Origin of the sequence: Haloarcula regularis (assembly GCF_029338315.1) — an archaeon.
Lineage (GTDB): Archaea > Halobacteriota > Halobacteria > Halobacteriales > Haloarculaceae > Haloarcula > Haloarcula regularis.
The window spans coordinates 974,505-991,275 of the sequence record NZ_CP119794.1 but is presented as its reverse complement, the minus strand read 5'-3'; the positions used below and the strand labels follow the sequence as shown (position 1 = coordinate 991,275).

The window sequence follows — 16,771 nt, the reverse complement described above, 5'->3', positions numbered from 1 at the left end:
ATATCTCGGTCGGATCGGGACGCACGTCGCGATGGGTCCGCTCGGGCCGACAGTGTCGTGTGCCTGACGCGGAGATAGACTTTTGCCGGTCCCGTCCGTCCCCGCTTGCAAACATGTCTGACGGGGACTACTGCGACCGGCACACCTGGGCCTCGGTGGGCGTCGTCATCCGCGACGGGGCCGTCGGGCGCGTCTGGGAGTGCGAGAACTGCCCGGTCTGGACCACCGAGGCCTTCGACCCGGCCCACGAGCTCGAGTGGGACGACACCTGGCTGGCCGGCCGCTGAGATGGTGGTGACCGAGGCGCTCCTGACGCAAGTGTCGGTCGGCGCCGTCGCGCTCTATGCCCTGGTGACCGCCGCGGGTCGCGCCATCGACCGCCTGCTCGCACTCGCCGAGTACTACGACGTCGACGAGGTGCTCGTGGGGATGACCGTCCTCGCGGTGGGGACCAGCCTCCCGGAACTCAGTTCCCACCTGGTCGCCTCGCTGGGCATCGTCTCCGGCGTCCTGGACTACGAGGTCACCTCCGCCGTCGTCCTCGGCGGGAACATGGGGTCCTCGACGGTCCAGCAGTTCCTCCTCGTGGGCGTCCTGCTCATCGCTTACGGGCGCGTGCCCCTCTCTCGCTCGTTCGTCCGCGAGAGCTACCTCCCGATGCTCGGCGCGCTGGCCGTGACGCTCCTGGTGGCCGCCGACGGGACCGTCAGCCGACTCGACGGGGCCGCGCTGCTCGCCCTCTACGTTGCCTACGTGGTCGTCCGGGTGGCCGGCCGGCGACAGCCCGACGCGATGCGCGAACGCCCCAGCACGGACCCCCGCCGCGACGCACTCGTCGCCACCACGCTGCTGGTCGTGGTCCTGCTGTCCGCGTCGCTGCTGCTCTCGGTCGTCGAGACAGTCGTCGCGTCGCTCGCGCTGGGCGGGTCGATGGTCGGCGTCGTGACCCTCGGTGTCGCCGCCGCCCTGCCCGAACTGACGACGGTGATGGAGGCTATCCGCCGGCGCGCGCCCAACGTGGCCCTGGGCACGCTCGTGGGCAGTAACGTCGTGAACCCGCTCGTCGGCATCGGCCTCGGCGGCGTCGTCTCGACGTACCACGTCCCGCTGGCCGTCGTCGTCTGGGACCTCCCGGTCAAACTGGCCGTCGGCGCCGGCCTGCTCGTCTGGTCGACGTCCGTCCGCGACGGGACGCTCACCCGGACCGAGGGCGCCTACCTGCTGGGCTTTTACTTCGTCTTCGTGACCGGACGTCTCCTCCTGTTCCCGGGGCAGTAGCCACGCGCTCGGCTCAGGAATCCGCCGCCGAACAGCGCCCGCTGTACTCGAGGAGGCCGTCCGGGAGCAGCGTCACGCTGAGTTCGAACCGGTTGCAGTCCGCTGGCGACCACTCCAGCGTCTGGCTGTCGGCGTCGGTCGAGACGGTGATGGTGTAGGGTCCGTTCGTGAGTCCGCTCGCGAAGAAGCTCGGCGCGTCGTCCTGATCCGGCGGGAACTCCGATTCCAGCTCGTCGACGACGTCGCCGTCGGCGTCGACCAGTTCCAGCCTGACCATGTAACTCCGGGACGCCCTGGTCTCGAAGGTGACGTCTATCTCGCCGGCCGCCGGGGCCTCGCTCTCACCGCCGCCACACCCGCTGAGGCCGGTCACCGCCATCGCGACCCCGCCGAGATACGCTCGCCGGTCCATGTCGGCTGGTATCGTGGGTACGACATAAGTCTCGTCCCCTCGCGGTGGTCGCGTCTCCTCGAAAAACGTGGGCGAAAAAGCGGGCCCTCGCTCCGCTCGGTCCCGTACTGCAACTTACTGGTAGTCGACTTCGCCGTCGCCCTCGCCGATCCAGGCACCCCGGTCCGGTTCACGCGACTCCAGCGGGTCGATGTCCTTGTACCACGGCACGTTCTTGAGTTGCTCTTTGTTGTAGGCGAACTCGTCTTTCGTGTCCGCGGTGAACTCGAAGTTCTGGGTCAGCAGGATGGCGTCGGTCGGGCAGACCTCCTCGCACAGACGGCAGTAGATACACTGGCCGATGTGGAGGTTGTACTCCTCGCCGTTGCGCTGGTCGTCCATCACGATCTGGATGGTGTCGTTCGGACAGACGTTCTCGCACTGCCGACACCAGATACACCGCTCCTGGCTCCACTTGTGGACGCCGCGAAAGCGGGGGCTCACCTCGGGGCGACGTCGGGGTACTCGACCGTGAACGTCTCCCCGTCGAGCGCGTGTTTCATCGTCGTCGCCATCGATTTCAGGATTCCTATCATTTGGAGTCACCTCCGGCAGCAGACTCGCCGACAGACATCAGGCGATCACCCCGACGATGACCGCGGTCAGCATGAGGTTGGCCAGCGAGAGCACGAGCATGCCCTTCCAGCCGATCTCGATGAGCTGGTCGATGCGCACGCGCGGGACCGCCGATCGGGCCCACTGTGTGAACAGGAAGACGCCCCAGATCTTGATCATGAACCACACGATGCCCGGGAGCACGGGGCCGGCCGGGCCACCGAGGAAGATGGTGGCGATGATGGCCCCGCCCAGGAAGATGTGGATGAACTCGCCTAAGTAGACCAGGACGAAGTAGACCGAGGAGTACTCGGTCTGATACCCGGCGACGATTTCGGTCGGCGCTTCGGGGATGTCGAACGGGTTGCGCCCGACCTCCGCGAGATTCGCGATCATAAAGAGGACGAACGCGAAGGGGTTGACGAAGGCGTACCACGACGGGATGGGCCCGACGAGCGTCTGGCTCTGGGCCGCGACGATCTCGCTCATCTGGAGCGAGCCGGCGAAGATGACGACCGACGCCCCAGTGAGGATGAGCGGAATCTCGTAGGCCAGGTTCTGTGCGACGGCGCGCAGGCCGCCGAGGAACGAGTACTTGTTGTTCGACGCGTAGCCGGCCATCACCAGGCCGACGGAGGCCATCGACGCCGTCGCGAAGACGTACGCCAGGCCGACCTCGGGGTCGGCCAGCTGGATGCCGTTGCCCATCGGGATGACGGCAAAGCCAAGCAGCGCGGTGCTAGCGATGACCAGCGGCGCGAGGTCCCACGCCGGGCGGTCGACGCCCTCGGGGACGATGAGCTCCTTCGAGAGCAGTCGGACGGCGTCGGCCACGATGATGAGCAGGCCGAACGGGCCGATGCGGTTGACGGCGATGCGGTCCGTGAACGCCGCCGTAATCTTTCGCTTGGCCCACGGGCCGGCCAGCGCCGTGTTGGTCATCATCAGCGACCCGATGAACGCCGCACCGATGAGGCTCATGAGTATCATCACGAGCGTGCTGTTCGGGTCCAGGCCCAGCAGGTTCGCCAGTGCCTCGGGGAGCGGGGCGGACTCCTGGAGCATCAGCGGTCCACCTCCCCGAGGACGATGTCGAGGCTACCCAGCGACGCGACCATGTCCGGGACGTACTCGCCCTGGGACATCTCGGGCAGCGTCTGCAGGTTCGAGAAGCACGGACTGCGTATCTTGAACCGAGCGGGCTTGTCCGTCCCGTCGGAACGGATGTAGATGCCGAGTTCGCCCTTCGCGCCTTCGACGGCGCGGTAGATCTCCTTGTCCGGGTCCGGACGCAGCGTCCGGGGGACGTTGGCCTGAATCTCTCGCTCGTCTTCGGGCCACTGTTCGAGCAGGTCGACACACTGCTCGATGATGCGGGCCGACTCCTCCACCTCGCGCATGCGGACGAGCACGCGCGAGAAGTTGTCACAGCCCTCTTCGGTGACGACGTTCCAGTCCAGTTCGTCGTAGTAACCGTACGGGTCGTCTCGCCGGAGGTCGTAGTCGACGCCCGACCCACGTGCCACGGGACCGGTCGCACCGTACTGCTTTGCCATCTCGGGCGTGAGGACGCCGGTGTCGACACACCGCATCTGGAAGATCTCGTTGCCCGTGATGAGGTCGTGGTACTCCTCTAACTTGTGGGGGAGTTCGTCGAGGAAGTCCCGGATCTTCTCGAAGAACTCCTCGCGGGGTTCGGGCAGGTCCCACGCGACGCCGCCCAGTCGGAGGTAGTTGAACATCAGGCGCTGGCCGGTGAGGTCCTCTAAGATGTTCTGGACGACCTCGCGGTCGCGGAACGCGTACTGGAAGATGGCGGTGAAGTCGCCGAAGACGTCCAGCGCGAAGGTCCCGAGCGCGAGCATGTGCGCGGCGATGCGGCAGAACTCCGCCGACATCGTCCGGATGATCTGTGCGTACTCCGGCACCTCGATCTCCGCCAGGTCCTCCGCGGCCCGCGCGTAGGCCCACTCGTTGAGGATGCCGGCCGAGACGTAGTCCCACCGGTCGGGATACGGCATGATCTGGTGGCGGTAGGTCCCCTGCTGGCACATCTGCTCCTCACAGCGGTGCAGGTAACCGATGTCCGGGTCGATGTCGGCGATCTGCTCGCCGTCCAGCGTCGTCTTCACGTGCAGGACGCCGTGGGTCGCCGGGTGGTGGGGGCCGATGTTGATGAACATCGTGTCCGGGTCGTCCTCGCTGCGGTGGTCGCCCTGCAGCGGGTTCGCGTTCTCCCGGAGCGTGACGATCTGTGGCTGGTCCTGGTTGAAGTCCTTCGAGAGCGGGTGGCCCTGCCAGGTCTCGGGCAGGAGGATCCGCCGCAGATCCGGGTGATCGTCGTAGTTGATACCGACCAGGTCGTAGGCCTCGCGTTCGTGCCAGTCGGCCGTGTCGTAGACGCGGGCCGCGGACTGACTCGTCGGGTCGTCCTTCGTCGTCGGGACGACGACCGACAGTTCCTGGGTCGGGTCGTCGTACTTCCGCAGGTGGTAGATCGACTCGTAGCGGTCGTCGTACTCCTGTGCGGTGACACAGGAACAGTGGTCGAAGCCCGCTTCGGTCTTCAGCGTCGAGAGGACCTCCTGTACCTCGTCGGGTCGGATGACGAATCCCTCGGCGTTGACGTGGGTCTCGCGGCCGATCACGTGGCCACCGAGCAGGTCCGCGAGCGCGTCGTAGTCGAGGCCGTCCTCCGTGACACCGATTTCGCCGTCGGATTCTGGTACTTTCTCTATACTCACGCGAGACACCTCCGGTGTCGAGAGTGAGTAGATGAGTCACAGCCCGCACAGCGAAGCGAGCAGGATTGTCTTGTCGTACTCATTGTTATGGCGAGTCGTTCCAGTTGTACCGCATGACGAGGTCGTCCTCGTCGATCTCCGCGGCGAGCTTGTCGACGAGTTCGTCCCGCTCGAGGTCACCGAACTGTTCGAGTTCGTACGGCTTGACCGTCACCGGCGAGGATTCGCCGTTGGCGACGCGTTCCTGGAGCTTGGCGACGCCGTAGACGAGCGCCTCCGGACGGGGGGGACAGCCGGGGACGTGGATGTCGACCGGGATGACCTCCTCGGCGCCCTTGATGACGTTGTAGCCCTCCTGGAACGGGCCGCCGGAGATGGTACACGACCCCATCGAGACGACGAACTTCGGTTCGGGCATCTGGTCGTAGACCCGCTTCATCCGCGGGGCGAACTTCGAGACGATGGTGCCCGGGACGATGATGACGTCCGCCTGGCGCGGGGAGGCGCGCGGAACCCCCGCACCGAAGCGGTCCAGGTCGTGTTTGATGGCGTAGGTGTGGATCATCTCGATGCTGCAACAGGCGATACCGAACTGCAGCATGAACATCGAGGACCCCCGCACCCAGTTCATGAACTTGTCGAACTTCGTCAGGATGAACGGGGTCGACCCGAACGCCTCGCGGAGCGTCGAGTTGAAGCGGTCGTCGACGCCCTCGCCCATCCGGGCCTCCTGTGTCGATACGTCCTCTACGGCCGGTGGTGTCTGGTCACTACTCATATGTGTCTGCTCCCTTCGTCGCGCGTGGACTGCGCACCCAGCGGACTGCGCCGTTGCGCCACGCCCAGGCGAGCCCGACGACGAGCACGCCGATGAACACGACCATCGGCACCAGTACCGTCGTCATGTCGACCTCCGTGACGGCGTCGCGGTAGATGACCGTCCACGGGAAGATGAGCACGGTCTCGATGTCGAAGATGACAAACAGCAGCGCGACCATGTAGTACTGGATGTTGAACCGAATCTGTCGGCTACTGCCGGTCGGCACCTCGCCGGACTCGTAGGTGGCACGTTTGCCTTGTTCGGGCACGCTCGGCCGTAGGATGCTCGACACCACCATCATGCTGACCGGGATGGCGAGCCCCACGACCGCCAGCGCGCCGATGGCGATCCATGGATTACTCATTCGGGAAACTCCTATCGTACGTCGGTTAGAAGTACTGGCATATAAGGGTTGATAACCACTCCGGCCGCCCGATTTCGGGCGGTTCGGATTGCCGGTTTCTCACCGCTCGAATCGTCTGTTTCAGCGTCGCTACGACACGTCCCAGTACTCGGACTTGAACCCGGGCGTGCCGAGCTCGTGGAGATCACGGGAAGCCTCGGCGACGCCCTCCTGGAGGCCCCGGTGGTACTCGACGAGTCGGTCGCGCAGTTCGTCGTGTTCCCGGGAGAGAATCTGGGCGGCCGAGAGCGCGGCGTTGAACGACTTGCCGGCGTCGACGGCCGTGATGGGCGCGCCCTGGGGCATCCCGATGACGGAGTCGACGGACTTCTCCTGGACGGGCACCCCGATCACCGGGAGCGGGTAGGCGATGCTCGCGGTCATGTTCGGGAGGTCGGCCGACTTCCCGCCCGCGCCAGCGATGATGACGTCGACGCCACGGTCCTCGGCCGTCTCGGCGTAGGCGTACATCAGGTCGGGCGTCCGGTGGGCCGAGACGACGAACGTCTCGAAGGTGAAGCGGCTCTCGGGCGCGTCGGTGTAGTCGGTCTGTTCCTCGAAGCCCAGTTCCTCGGCCAGCGCCGCGTACGCGCCGGGCCGTTTCCCCTTCCCGCCGGCCATCGTCGGCAGGTCCGAGTCCGACCCCATCACGATGCCGACGTCGGGCGTCGCTTCGTCGGGCCGGTCCATCGCCGCCTCCTCGTGTAACTGGTCGATGAGCGACTGTACGCTTTCTGCGGGCATACGAGGCCGTCGGCCGGGCGGACACGTAAGGGTATCTCTCTCCGATGGGGTTGAGCGACCGCGGATCGGTCGCGCTGTTCGGCGAGGGAGTGAGTCGAGCGCAGCGAGACGAATGGACTCGCCGGGAAAGGAAAACGCTCTTGGCCCGTACCGACACACCTGCGTACATGAGCAACGGGGACGACGAGCCCGACGCCGAGGACGCCGCCGAAGCGGAGGCGGCCGACGTCACGGCCGACGAACTCGAGACACGACTGGACGAGGCAGCAGCGACCCTCGAAGCAGCCGAGACCGAGGCCGACCTCGACGACGTCGAGGCGACGCTCGAGGCGGCCGAAAGCGACCTCGAGGCCGCCGACCTGCCCGAACCGGACGAGGACGAGGATGACGCCGAAGCCCCCCGTGAGGCGCTCGAATCGCGCCTCTCGGACCTCCAGGACGACCTCGAGTCCCAGCGCGGCCCGTACGCCGCGGACGTCGTCGACAGCCTCGAGACCGCACAGGGAACGGTCACCGACAGCGAGTGGACCGAGAGCGGCGAATCTGATGCCGTTGACGCCGTCGACGCCTTCCTCGCGACGAGCCAGGAGCACGTGGACCACGACGCGGACGTGGGCGATGACACCGAGGCCGCCGCCGCGGCGCTCGGGACCGTCGCCGACGCGATCGCCGACGCAGATCTGAATGCCGACGACGACGCGGAGACTATCGCCGCGCTCCTCGAGGCCGCCGAGACGCTCGAGGACGACCTCGAGGCCGCCGAGGTCTGGGACGACCTCACGGTACAGGAGCAACTCGACGCCAAGGGCTTCTACGACATCCTGACCAACGAGAACCGAAAGGACTTCCCACCCGAGTGGAACGCCGCGAAGCTTCACGCCCAGGAGGGGAACCTCGAACTCGTCCTCTTCGCCTTAGAGAAGGTCGGCTCCGAGTTCATGGAGGAGAACATCGTCGACATCTTCTATCACCTCGGGAGCGACGCCGAACCCGCCTTCGACGTGATGCACCAGCGCGCACAGAAGCGCAACAAGCAGGAGATCGGCGTCCTCGGGAAGATCGGCGACGAGCGCGCGACCGAGACGCTCCACGACTTCATCGACGGGGATGGCGACGTCGCCCTCCAGAAAGTGACCCTGCGCGCGCTGGGCGCCATCGGGAGCTCCGACTCGGTCCAACCGGTCGCTAACCGTCTGGACGCCGAGAATCCCGAGATCCGCTCGGTCGCAGCCCGCACGCTCGGCCTGCTCGGCGACACCCGGGCTATCGACCCGCTGGCAGATATCCTCGCGTCCGACGACAGCGACGAGGTCCGCGCGTCGGCCGCCTGGGCGCTCCGACAGATCGGTACGCAGGCCGCGCTAGACGAAGCGGCTCAGTACGCCGACGACCGCGCGTACCTCGTGCAGGCCGAGGCCGAGAAGGCCGCCGACGCCTGAGCCGGGCGTACCTTTTTATGCGAACGGGCGACCAGACCCGCCGATGCGGAGACTGGTCACCGTCGCGCTCGTCGTCTCGCTCCTTATCGTGAGCCCCGCAGCCGGCGGGACACCGCCACCGGATACGCCCACGCCACCCGAGCAGTCCTCCGTCCCACAGGTCCACGCCGTCTACCCGAACCCTGTCGCCGGCGGCGACCGCGGCGAGTTCGTCGTCCTGTCGGTGCCACCCGGGACCGAGCTGGCGCGGTACGCGCTGACCGACGGGCGCTCGACGGTCGAGTTACCGAACGGGACAGTCGAGGGCCGCGTCGCCGTCACGGCCGACCCGCGACGCGTACGGAACCTGACCGACGCGGCCGTCGTCGGTGTGAACGGGTCGCTGGAACTGGCCAACGGCGGTGACACCGTCTCGCTCCGGCGGGCCAACCACACCGTCCAGCGGGTCCGGTACGCCGACGCCGTCGAGGGGGAGGTGGGCGTCGTGCACGGGTCGACGCTCCGCTGGCGGCCGCTGGGAGCGACCGACCGGCCAGTTGTCGGCGGTGGTCCCGCCGACGTTCGCGTCTTCACGCTTCCCGACGCACCACGGGCTCCGCTGCGCGCCATCCGGCGTGCGGACCGACGGGTCTACCTCGCCGGCTACACGCTGACCTCGGCACGGGTCGCCGACGCGCTCGTGGCCGCCCAGCGCCGCGGGGCCGACGTCAGGGTCCTGCTCGAGGGTGAACCAGTCGGCGGCCGGACCAGGGCCGGCGCACGGACGCTCGACAGACTGGCCGGGGCGGGCATCGAGGTCCGCCTCGTCGCGGGGCCCCACGCCCGGTATCGGTACCACCACGCGAAGTACGCCGTGGCCGACGACCGGGCCGTCGTCCTCACCGAGAACTGGAAGCCGGCGGGCACGGGCGGCAACAGCAGTCGCGGCTGGGGTGTCGAGACGGGCCAGCCGGCCGTCGTCGACGGGCTCGCGGCGACCTTCCGCGCCGACGCCGGGTGGCGGGACGCGGTCCGGTGGTCAACCTACCGCGACGGCCGGCGCTTCGAGCGCGGCGAACCCGCGACGGCGTCGTACCCCCGCCGCTTCGACCCCGAGACGGTGTCGGTCGACCGGACAACGCTGCTCGTGACCCCGGACAACGCCCAGCGCGAACTCGTCGCGCGGGTGGACGGCGCGACCTCGTCCGTCGACGTCGTCCAGCCGACGGTCGGCGCGTGGGACGAACCCCTGCTGCGCGCGCTCCGGAGCGCGGCCCGTCGCGGGATCACCGTTCGCCTGCTCTTGAGCAGCGCGTGGTACGTCCGCGAGGAGAACCGGCGGACCGTCGAGCGGTTCGACCGTTGGGCCGACCGGACCGGGGCGCCCCTTACCGCCCGCCTCGCCGACCCTAGCGGTCGGTACGCGAAGATCCACGCGAAGGGTGCCGTCGTCGACGACCGGGCCGTCGTCCTTGGCAGCCTCAACTGGAACGAACAGGCCGCGACGGCGAACCGCGAGACGGTGCTGGTCCTCCACGGGCGCGACGTGGCCTCGTACTACGGGGCCGTCTTCGACGCCGACTGGCGCGGCGGAACGCCGAACGTGCCGGTCGGAATAGTCGCTGCCGCCGCCGGGGCCCTCGCCGTCGCCGGCCTCGCGCTGCGCCGCGTCAGGTTCGGATCGAACGCGGGGGTCGGTCCGCCGTGACCGCACCCGTCGAGGCGGACACTCGTCGGGGACCGTCCCGACTCTCCGCACAAGCCAGTCCCTCGAACCTGCCCAGACTACCGCGAACGAAGGGCGAGAGGTCGCTTATATCTCTTCGGGCAGGGTCGTCGAGCTCCCGAGCGCCTCGTCGAGCTCGGCCTCGGCCATCTTCTCGACGAGCGCGTCGATGACGGCGTCGCGCATCCCCGAGACGAACTTGATGGAACCGACGACCAGGTGGCCGCCGCCGGAGACGCCGCCGCCGTCGACCTCCTCGGTGAGCTCGGTGACCATCCGCGGGATGTCCAGGCGGACGCCGTCGGACCGGAGGACGGCGAAGTCGGGGCCGTAGCCGATGGTGATGACGGGGTCGCCCGTCTCGGCGACCTTCCGGTCGTGGATCTCCCCGGTGGTCTTGCCAGGCGCGGGGTAGGTAAAGCGATGCGCGTGGTTCTCGACGTCGATCCGGTAGAGGTGAGCGCCGTTGTCGAGTCGCTCGTGTTCGACGTGAGACATCGCGGCGTCGAGCTGGTCGGCGACATCGCGCTCGGCGCGGGTCGCGAGGAACTCGACGACCCGCTCGTGGCGCTCGCGGTCGTCACAGTCGACGTTGAGCACGTCGGTGATGAGCTGCTCGCCCGAGTTGTAGCGCAGCCAGTGGGTCGCGTAGTCCAGCGCCTCGCCGATGTCCCGGAGGTCGCCCTCCGAGTACCCCTGTTCGCGCGCGAGGTCGACGTAGTCGCCCATCGCCTCGCCCTCCGAGCGGTCCGAGAGTCCGGCGACGGCGGGGACGTGCCGGAGGTCGTCGCTCAGGTCGGGGTCGATCATCCGGGCGAGCTCGACACAGAGCATGCCCGTCGTGATGCGGTAGTCCTCGTCGTGGAGATAGGGGTTGACGTGGTGCTCGAGGAACGGTTCGACCGCCTCCGGGTCCGGGTGGTGGTGGTCGACGACGACCACGGGGATGTCGTAGTGGCGGAGGTTGCGGTACGCGGGGGTGTCCTCCTCGGTCGACCCGTTGTCGAGCATGAGGACCATCGGGAGCTTCTGCCCGTGACGGGTGCGGTCCTCGAGCGCGAAGTTCAGGTCGCGGGTGACGTCCTCCATCTCGTAGTACGGCGCCTTGCTCGGCAGGCGCTTGAGCAGGTGGTCGGGAGCGTCCTCGTCGGTGTAGTGGCCGGCGATGAAGTTCTCCAGCGCGACCTGGAGCGGGACGCTCGCACAGAGGCCGTCGCCGTCGGCGTGGTGACGCATCCGGATGGGGCGGCCCTCCAGCACCGTCCGGCGGAGCTCGGTCGCGACCTCGCGGAGGTCGTCCCAGAGCTTCTCGAAGGCCGGCCACTCGACGAGCGGCTCGACGTCGGCCGGCTGGGCGGCCGCCGCGGTAGCGTCCTCGATGTCGGCCCGAATCGCATCGGCCTCGGCCCCGTCGAGGATCGACAGCGAGTCGAGTTCGACCTGGACGCCGCCGTCGCGCTCCTCGGCGCGCCCTGAGACGCGGACGACGTCGTCGATCTCGACGTCGGGGTGGGCGCGGACGCCCGCCTCCTCGAAGACGGCACAGGGGACGACGCCGGTGGTGTCCCGGACCTGGAAGATGGTCGGGCCGCCGGTCTGTTTGATCTGGACGACCTGCCCCTCGACGACGACCGTCTCGCCGGTCGCGTCCGCGAGGGCCGCGACGTCGCGGGCATCGCCGTGGGCGACGTGGCGCTCCTCGTAGTCGGCTATCTGGACCTCCTCGAACGAGAGGTCGCCGTCCGGGCGGATCTCGCCCAGCTCGACGACGAGGTCGTCGCCGACCCCGTAGGTGCCCACGAGGTTCGAGTCGTGGACCAGGCCCGAGACCTCATCCGAGAGGTCGACGAAGACGCCGTACTCGACGGTCCCGTTGACCGTCGCGTGGTAGAGCGCGCCCTCCTCGAGGTCGTCGACAGTACACTCTGCAGCGAGATCGAAGACGACGGTCCCCCCGTCGGGAACCACGGCACCGTCGGGGGTGCCAGTTGGCGAAGACATTTGCACGTTCTTCGGCAAGCCGCCGTTTGTACTCTTCGAAATCCCTGGGCGCGAGACACAACGCTTAGAACCGACCGGACCCGAGCGCCACGCATGGGGTTGTTTCGCTCGGGCGGCATCCTCGGCATCGCCGAGTCGGCGCTCGACTTCGCACTCGCCGCGTCCGAAGACGCCCACCCGAACGAGTACATGGGCCTCCTGCGCGGCGCGAGCGCGAGCGAGGTCGGCATCGACGAGGACGGCACCGTCCTGACCGACGTGCTGGTCATCCCCGGCACCGAGTCGAACCCGGTCAGCGCGACGGTCAAGACGAGCATGGTCCCAAACGACATGCGGGCCGCGGGGTCGGTCCACTCCCACCCGAACGGGGTGCTCCGACCGAGCGACGCCGACCTGGCCACCTTCGGCCGCGGCGACGTCCACATCATCGTCGGCTACCCGTACGGACCCGACGACTGGCAGGCCTTCGACAGCGAGGGCGACCCGGTCGACCTGCCGGTGCTGGACGTGGACCCGCCGGAGGAGGCCTTCTTCGACTTCGACCAGACCGACATCGACCGCGAGTTGCGCGAGGAGGAGTTCGACTCGTGACCCGCGTCGTCGCACAGGGGACCTTCGACATCCTCCACCCCGGTCACGTCCACTACCTGGAGGACGCCGCGGCGATGGGCGAGGAGCTGCACGTCATCGTCGCGCGCTCGGTCAACGTCACCCACAAGGAACCGCCCGTAATTCCGGACGGCCAGCGCCGGGAGATGGTCGCCGCGCTGAAGCCGGTCGACGAGGCACACCTGGGCCACCCGGAGGACATCTTCGTCCCCATCGAGCGCATCGATCCGGACGTCATCGCGCTGGGGTACGACCAGCACCACGACGCGGACGCGCTCCGGACGGCCCTGCGCGAACGGGGGCTGGACGCCGAGGTTCGGCGGGCGACGCCGCTCGAACGCGACGACGAGCTGCTCTCGACCGGACGCATCATCGACCGGATTCTCGACCGGCGGACGTAGTCGGCCCGACCGCTCGCCGCCGGCCTCAGATGAGGTCCGCCTCGGCCAGGCGGTCGACCGCTTCCTGCAGGCGGTCCTTGCTGTTGGCGTAGGAGATGCGCGCGTAGCCCGGCGTCCCGAAGGCGCTGCCGGGGACGGTGGCGACCTGGGCCTCGGAGATGGCCTCGTCACACCACTCGGTGTCGTCGCCCCCGGGGGCGACGTGGGGCATCATGTAGAAGGCACCCTGCGGTTCGGGGACCTCGACGCCGTGGTTCTCGAAGAGGCCCATCAGGAACTCCCGGCGCTCGGCGAAGGCCTCGCGCATCTCCGCGACGGCCTCGTCGGTGTTGGTGATGGCCTCGACGCCGGCGTGCTGGACGAAGTTCACGGCACACGAGACCGAGTGGGAGTGGACCTTCCCGGCCTGCGAGACCAGCTCCTCGGGGCCGGCGAAGTAGCCCAGGCGCCACCCGGTCATCGAGTAGGCCTTCGAGAAGCCGTTGAGCGTGACCGTGCGGTCTTCCATGCCCTCGAGCGTCCCCAGCGAGACGGCCTCGACGCCGTCGTAGGTAATCTCCTTGTATATCTCGTCGGAGATGACCGTTATGTCGTGCTCGACGGCGATGTCGCGGAGGCCCTCGAGCGCGTCGCGGGAGTACACCGCGCCGTGGGGGTTGCCCGGCGAGTTGACGACGAGCAGTTCCGTCTCGTCGGAGACGGTCGCCGCCAGGTCGTCGAGCGCGCCCTCGAGCTGGAAGTCGTGGGCGGCGGTGTCGACGCGGGCGAGCGTCCCGCCGGCGAGCTTCGCCATCGCCTCGTAGGAGACCCACGCGGGGTCCAGCAGGACGACCTCGTCGCCGTCGTCGACGATGGTCTGGAAGATCTCGTAGAGGGCCTGCTTGCCACCCGGCGTGACGATGAGGTTCTCGGTGCCGTACTGGGTCAGGCCGTCGTCGTGGAGCTTCTCGACGATGGCCGCCTTGAGTTCGGGGATGCCGTTGGAGGGGGTGTAGCCGGTGTGGCCGGCGTCGAGTGCGGCCTTGGCGGCGTCCTTGATGTTCTCGGGGGTGTCGAAGTCCGGTTCGCCCACCGAGAGGTCGACGACGTCCTTGCCCTCGGCCTCCAGTTCGGCGGCCTTGTTGCTGATCGCGAGCGTCGCGCTCGGCTCTACACGTTCGACCCGTGCTGAAAAGTCCATAGTCATGGTAGTTGCGTCGCGAGTTCGATGGCGCTCGTGACGGCCGTCCCCCCTTTGTGGGTCCGCGCCTCGGCCTCGGCCCGGCTCATCCCCGGGCCGAGGATGCCCAGGGTAACGGGGGTGTCCCGCTCGAGCGAGACGTCTGTCAGGGCCCGTGCGGCGGCGTCGGTGATGACCTTGTCGTGGTCCGTGTCGCCCTCGATGACGACCCCGAGGACGGCGACGGCGTCGACGTCGTCGCGACGGGCCAGTCGGTCCGCCGCGAGCGGCGTATCGTAGGCCCCGGGGACGGTCACCGTCTCGACGACGTCGTGGTCGGCCGCGGCCGCCCGCGCCGACTCGGTCATTGCCTCGACGACGGCGCCGTGTTTGTCGTACTGGGCGACGACCAGTCCGAGCTGCACCATACCAGAGTGGGTGGCTGTCGGCACTAAAGTACTACCGTTCCGCCTCGGGAAACCAGAAGGATTCTAATCCCGCATGGGCTTGACCCCTGTATGGTCGGGTCTCGCGACGTCCTGTCGTCTCTCCGCGCGTACCGCGGCCGCCTCCAGCGGTGGCTCGACGCCGACGAGCACGCACTCGTGAAACTGGTCGTCGGCGTCTCGATACTCGCACTCGCACTCAGACTCGCCTTCCTGGGGGCGCGCCCAGCCCACTTCGACGAGGGGCGCGTGGCCTACTGGGCGCTCCACTACGGCGAGACCGGCTCGTTCGCCTACCGGCGCATCATCCACGGCCCGTTCATCCAGCACGTCGACCGCTACGTGTTCGCCGCGCTCGGGCCGAACGACTTCACGATGCGCCTGCCCGTCGCCGTCGTCGGCAGTCTGTTGCCGCTGACGGCGCTCCTGTTCCGTGCCCACCTGCGCGATAGCGAGACGGTGGGGATGGCGCTTCTGCTCGCGGTCAACCCCGTCGTGCTCTTTTACTCGCGGTTCATGCGCAGCGACGTCCTCGTCGCGGCGTTCATGTTCGCCGCGTTCGGCCTGCTGGTCCGCTTCTACGACACGCGACGGCCCCGATTCCTCTACGCTGTGGCCTTCTTCATGGCGCTTGGCTTCGCCTCGAAGGAGAACGCCATCGTCTACGTCCTCACCTGGTTCGGCGCGCTTGGCCTGCTGCTCGCGAAGGTCCTCGTCCTCCCGAACGGTTACCGTGAGGCGGCCGCCTTCGTCTGGGCAGGTCCCTCGCTCGGCGACGTCAAGCGCCGGGTCGTCGGCCGGTTCTACGGGGGTCTTCACACGCTGGTCGAGCCAGTTCGCGCGTTCCGCGCGCGTCACGACAGCCCAGCGGGCGTGCTGGGCGCCTACGCCGGCCACGTCGCGCTGGCCGCCGGCCTTTTTCTCGTCGTCTCGCTGTTTTTCTACGCCCCCCGGGGCGCCGGTCTCGAGGGGCTCAGACACCCGCCGGCCCCATCCTCGGAGGGCGCCGTCGGGTTCTGGCAGGGCATCTTCGAACCGCGGCTGTTCCCGCAGATGGTCGAGGCCACGCTGGACCGCGTGGTCGACCAGTACGGCGAGTGGTTCGAACCGGCCTCGGAGAAGACGCCGGACAACTACCGGCGCCACCTCGGCACCTCGCTGAAAGCGCTCGGGTACGCCTCCGCGCCGCTGCTCGCGTTCTCGGTGTTCGGGTTCGCCCTCGACCGCCTGGGTCGTCCGCGCGCGCCACCTCGTCCCCTTCGTCGCCTACGGCGGGTTCGTCTCTATCTTCGGATACCCGGCCGGGACGGACATCGGCGCCCCGTGGCTGGTCACCCACGCCGTCGTGCCGCTGGCGCTCCCGGCCGGGGTCGGACTCGCGGCCGTGTACCGCTGGGGCGTGCAGTCCCTGGCGATGGACGATGTCGTCGGCGTCGCGATCACGGGCCTCGTCGTCGTCCTGGTGGCCGCGCTCGTCGCCAACGTCGCGGTGACGAACGTCTACACCGACGGGACGGCCGACGACAATCCCCTGGTGCAGTTCGCCCAGCCAGAGGAGTCGACGCGGGCGGCGCTCGAGACGATGGACCGGATCGCGACAGCCAACGCGAACGGCACCGATGTCGTCGTCTACCACGGCGAGAAGGGCGACGCCTACGACGAGGACGAGGCCTTCGTGAAGCAGAACCGCTCCGAGTGGGACGACGCCTACTGGGACCTGGAGCCGACCTGTATGCGGTGGTACAACGCGCTCCCGCTTCCGTGGTACTTCGCGTCCCAGGACGTCCAGACCGCCTGCGAGAACAGTCCGACGGCGCTGGGCGTGACGGCCATGACCGAGCGGCCGCCGATGATAATCACGCAGGACTACGACTCGACGGTCCCGAAAGAGCGACTCCGCGAGAACGGCTACACCGGGGAGACCTACCGGCTGCGGACCAGCGGCTACAAGAACGTCTTCACGGTCTGGGTCCACGAATCCCACCGCTGAGACCGGGTCAGAAGTCAACGCTTAAG

At 68.2% G+C, this 16,771-nt stretch carries 17 protein-coding genes and 2 pseudogenes; 8 read left to right on the top strand and 11 right to left on the bottom strand.

What is annotated here, in order from left to right; all coding sequences use genetic code 11:
* Window positions 1-113: 113 nt before the first annotated feature.
* On the top strand, window positions 114-287 hold the full coding sequence (locus P1N55_RS05395; RefSeq protein ID WP_276277929.1) for a hypothetical protein: 174 nt from the start codon (window positions 114-116) through the stop codon (window positions 285-287).
* A gap of 1 nt (window position 288) precedes the next feature.
* Entirely contained in the window at window positions 289-1,278 is a 990-nt protein-coding gene (locus P1N55_RS05390) for a sodium:calcium antiporter (RefSeq protein ID WP_276277928.1), read from the top strand.
* 13 nt (window positions 1,279-1,291) lie between these two features.
* On the opposite strand, the gene P1N55_RS05385 is transcribed toward P1N55_RS05390, so the two are convergent.
* From P1N55_RS05385 to purE, 7 genes and pseudogenes are all read right to left on the bottom strand, one after another.
* Window positions 1,292-1,690, bottom strand: a complete 399-nt coding sequence (locus P1N55_RS05385; protein WP_276277927.1) for a hypothetical protein — start codon at window positions 1,688-1,690, stop codon at window positions 1,292-1,294.
* A gap of 114 nt (window positions 1,691-1,804) precedes the next feature.
* Window positions 1,805-2,265: pseudogene (locus P1N55_RS05380) on the bottom strand (NuoI/complex I 23 kDa subunit family protein).
* Between the two features lie 37 nt (window positions 2,266-2,302).
* Complete coding sequence (locus P1N55_RS05375) at window positions 2,303-3,349, bottom strand: complex I subunit 1/NuoH family protein (RefSeq protein WP_276277926.1); 1,047 nt, start codon at window positions 3,347-3,349, stop codon at window positions 2,303-2,305.
* On the bottom strand, window positions 3,349-5,028 hold the full coding sequence (locus P1N55_RS05370; protein WP_276277925.1) for an NADH-quinone oxidoreductase subunit D: 1,680 nt from the start codon (window positions 5,026-5,028) through the stop codon (window positions 3,349-3,351). Before P1N55_RS05370 ends, P1N55_RS05375 begins: the two co-directional genes overlap by 1 nt.
* A gap of 85 nt (window positions 5,029-5,113) precedes the next feature.
* Window positions 5,114-5,806, bottom strand: coding sequence for an NADH-quinone oxidoreductase subunit B (locus P1N55_RS05365; RefSeq protein WP_276277924.1), 693 nt, complete (start codon window positions 5,804-5,806; stop codon window positions 5,114-5,116).
* The gene (locus P1N55_RS05360; protein WP_276277923.1) at window positions 5,799-6,212 is read right to left on the bottom strand and encodes an NADH-quinone oxidoreductase subunit A; all 414 of its coding nucleotides are present in this window, start codon (window positions 6,210-6,212) and stop codon (window positions 5,799-5,801) included. The genes P1N55_RS05365 and P1N55_RS05360 overlap by 8 nt, the downstream gene beginning before the upstream one ends.
* 129 nt (window positions 6,213-6,341) lie before the next feature.
* Entirely contained in the window at window positions 6,342-6,995 is a 654-nt protein-coding gene (purE, locus tag P1N55_RS05355; RefSeq protein WP_276277922.1) for a 5-(carboxyamino)imidazole ribonucleotide mutase, read from the bottom strand.
* 167 nt (window positions 6,996-7,162) lie between these two features.
* Here purE and P1N55_RS05350 point away from each other — a divergent pair, with 167 nt between their 5' ends.
* Complete coding sequence (locus P1N55_RS05350; protein WP_276277921.1) at window positions 7,163-8,434, top strand: HEAT repeat domain-containing protein; 1,272 nt, start codon at window positions 7,163-7,165, stop codon at window positions 8,432-8,434.
* A gap of 43 nt (window positions 8,435-8,477) precedes the next feature.
* Window positions 8,478-10,121, top strand: coding sequence for a phospholipase D-like domain-containing protein (locus P1N55_RS05345; protein WP_276277920.1), 1,644 nt, complete (start codon window positions 8,478-8,480; stop codon window positions 10,119-10,121).
* A gap of 105 nt (window positions 10,122-10,226) precedes the next feature.
* Here P1N55_RS05345 and P1N55_RS05340 read toward each other — a convergent pair whose 3' ends face one another.
* Complete coding sequence (locus tag P1N55_RS05340) at window positions 10,227-12,140, bottom strand: DHH family phosphoesterase (protein ID WP_276277919.1); 1,914 nt, start codon at window positions 12,138-12,140, stop codon at window positions 10,227-10,229.
* Window positions 12,141-12,233: 93 nt separating this feature from the next.
* On the opposite strand from P1N55_RS05340, the gene P1N55_RS05335 reads away from it, so the two are divergent.
* Both P1N55_RS05335 and P1N55_RS05330 read left to right on the top strand, forming a co-directional pair.
* Window positions 12,234-12,731: a Mov34/MPN/PAD-1 family protein gene (locus tag P1N55_RS05335; protein ID WP_276277918.1), complete on the top strand. Its 498-nt coding sequence runs from the start codon at window positions 12,234-12,236 to the stop codon at window positions 12,729-12,731.
* The gene (locus tag P1N55_RS05330) at window positions 12,728-13,150 is read left to right on the top strand and encodes an FAD synthase (RefSeq protein ID WP_276277917.1); all 423 of its coding nucleotides are present in this window, start codon (window positions 12,728-12,730) and stop codon (window positions 13,148-13,150) included. Before P1N55_RS05335 ends, P1N55_RS05330 begins: the two co-directional genes overlap by 4 nt.
* 25 nt (window positions 13,151-13,175) lie before the next feature.
* Here P1N55_RS05330 and P1N55_RS05325 read toward each other — a convergent pair whose 3' ends face one another.
* Entirely contained in the window at window positions 13,176-14,336 is a 1,161-nt protein-coding gene (locus P1N55_RS05325; protein WP_276277916.1) for a pyridoxal phosphate-dependent aminotransferase, read from the bottom strand.
* Entirely contained in the window at window positions 14,333-14,737 is a 405-nt protein-coding gene (gene ribH, locus P1N55_RS05320) for a 6,7-dimethyl-8-ribityllumazine synthase (RefSeq protein ID WP_276277915.1), read from the bottom strand. Before ribH ends, P1N55_RS05325 begins: the two co-directional genes overlap by 4 nt.
* 90 nt (window positions 14,738-14,827) lie before the next feature.
* Here ribH and P1N55_RS05315 point away from each other — a divergent pair.
* Window positions 14,828-15,535: pseudogene (locus P1N55_RS05315) on the top strand (flippase activity-associated protein Agl23); the annotation flags it as partial.
* A gap of 486 nt (window positions 15,536-16,021) precedes the next feature.
* Here P1N55_RS05315 and P1N55_RS05310 read toward each other — a convergent pair.
* Complete coding sequence (locus P1N55_RS05310; protein ID WP_276278770.1) at window positions 16,022-16,198, bottom strand: hypothetical protein; 177 nt, start codon at window positions 16,196-16,198, stop codon at window positions 16,022-16,024.
* Here P1N55_RS05310 and P1N55_RS05305 point away from each other — a divergent pair.
* The gene (locus tag P1N55_RS05305; protein ID WP_276278769.1) at window positions 16,170-16,745 is read left to right on the top strand and encodes a hypothetical protein; all 576 of its coding nucleotides are present in this window, start codon (window positions 16,170-16,172) and stop codon (window positions 16,743-16,745) included. The genes P1N55_RS05310 and P1N55_RS05305 overlap by 29 nt on opposite strands.
* Window positions 16,746-16,771 lie beyond the last annotated feature (26 nt).

Coding starts and splice junctions, on each gene's coding strand:
- P1N55_RS05365 (WP_276277924.1), bottom strand. CDS start 5,806: ATGAGTAGTGACCAGACACCACCGGCCGTAGAGGACGTATCGACACAG.
- P1N55_RS05335 (WP_276277918.1), top strand. CDS start 12,234: ATGGGGTTGTTTCGCTCGGGCGGCATCCTCGGCATCGCCGAGTCGGCG.
- P1N55_RS05350 (WP_276277921.1), top strand. CDS start 7,163: ATGAGCAACGGGGACGACGAGCCCGACGCCGAGGACGCCGCCGAAGCG.
- P1N55_RS05305 (WP_276278769.1), top strand. CDS start 16,170: ATGGACGATGTCGTCGGCGTCGCGATCACGGGCCTCGTCGTCGTCCTG.
- ribH (WP_276277915.1), bottom strand. CDS start 14,737: ATGGTGCAGCTCGGACTGGTCGTCGCCCAGTACGACAAACACGGCGCC.
- P1N55_RS05340 (WP_276277919.1), bottom strand. CDS start 12,140: ATGTCTTCGCCAACTGGCACCCCCGACGGTGCCGTGGTTCCCGACGGG.
- P1N55_RS05385 (WP_276277927.1), bottom strand. CDS start 1,690: ATGGACCGGCGAGCGTATCTCGGCGGGGTCGCGATGGCGGTGACCGGC.
- purE (WP_276277922.1), bottom strand. CDS start 6,995: ATGCCCGCAGAAAGCGTACAGTCGCTCATCGACCAGTTACACGAGGAG.
- P1N55_RS05390 (WP_276277928.1), top strand. CDS start 289: ATGGTGGTGACCGAGGCGCTCCTGACGCAAGTGTCGGTCGGCGCCGTC.
- P1N55_RS05325 (WP_276277916.1), bottom strand. CDS start 14,336: ATGACTATGGACTTTTCAGCACGGGTCGAACGTGTAGAGCCGAGCGCG.
- P1N55_RS05375 (WP_276277926.1), bottom strand. CDS start 3,349: ATGCTCCAGGAGTCCGCCCCGCTCCCCGAGGCACTGGCGAACCTGCTG.
- P1N55_RS05345 (WP_276277920.1), top strand. CDS start 8,478: ATGCGGAGACTGGTCACCGTCGCGCTCGTCGTCTCGCTCCTTATCGTG.
- P1N55_RS05395 (WP_276277929.1), top strand. CDS start 114: ATGTCTGACGGGGACTACTGCGACCGGCACACCTGGGCCTCGGTGGGC.
- P1N55_RS05360 (WP_276277923.1), bottom strand. CDS start 6,212: ATGAGTAATCCATGGATCGCCATCGGCGCGCTGGCGGTCGTGGGGCTC.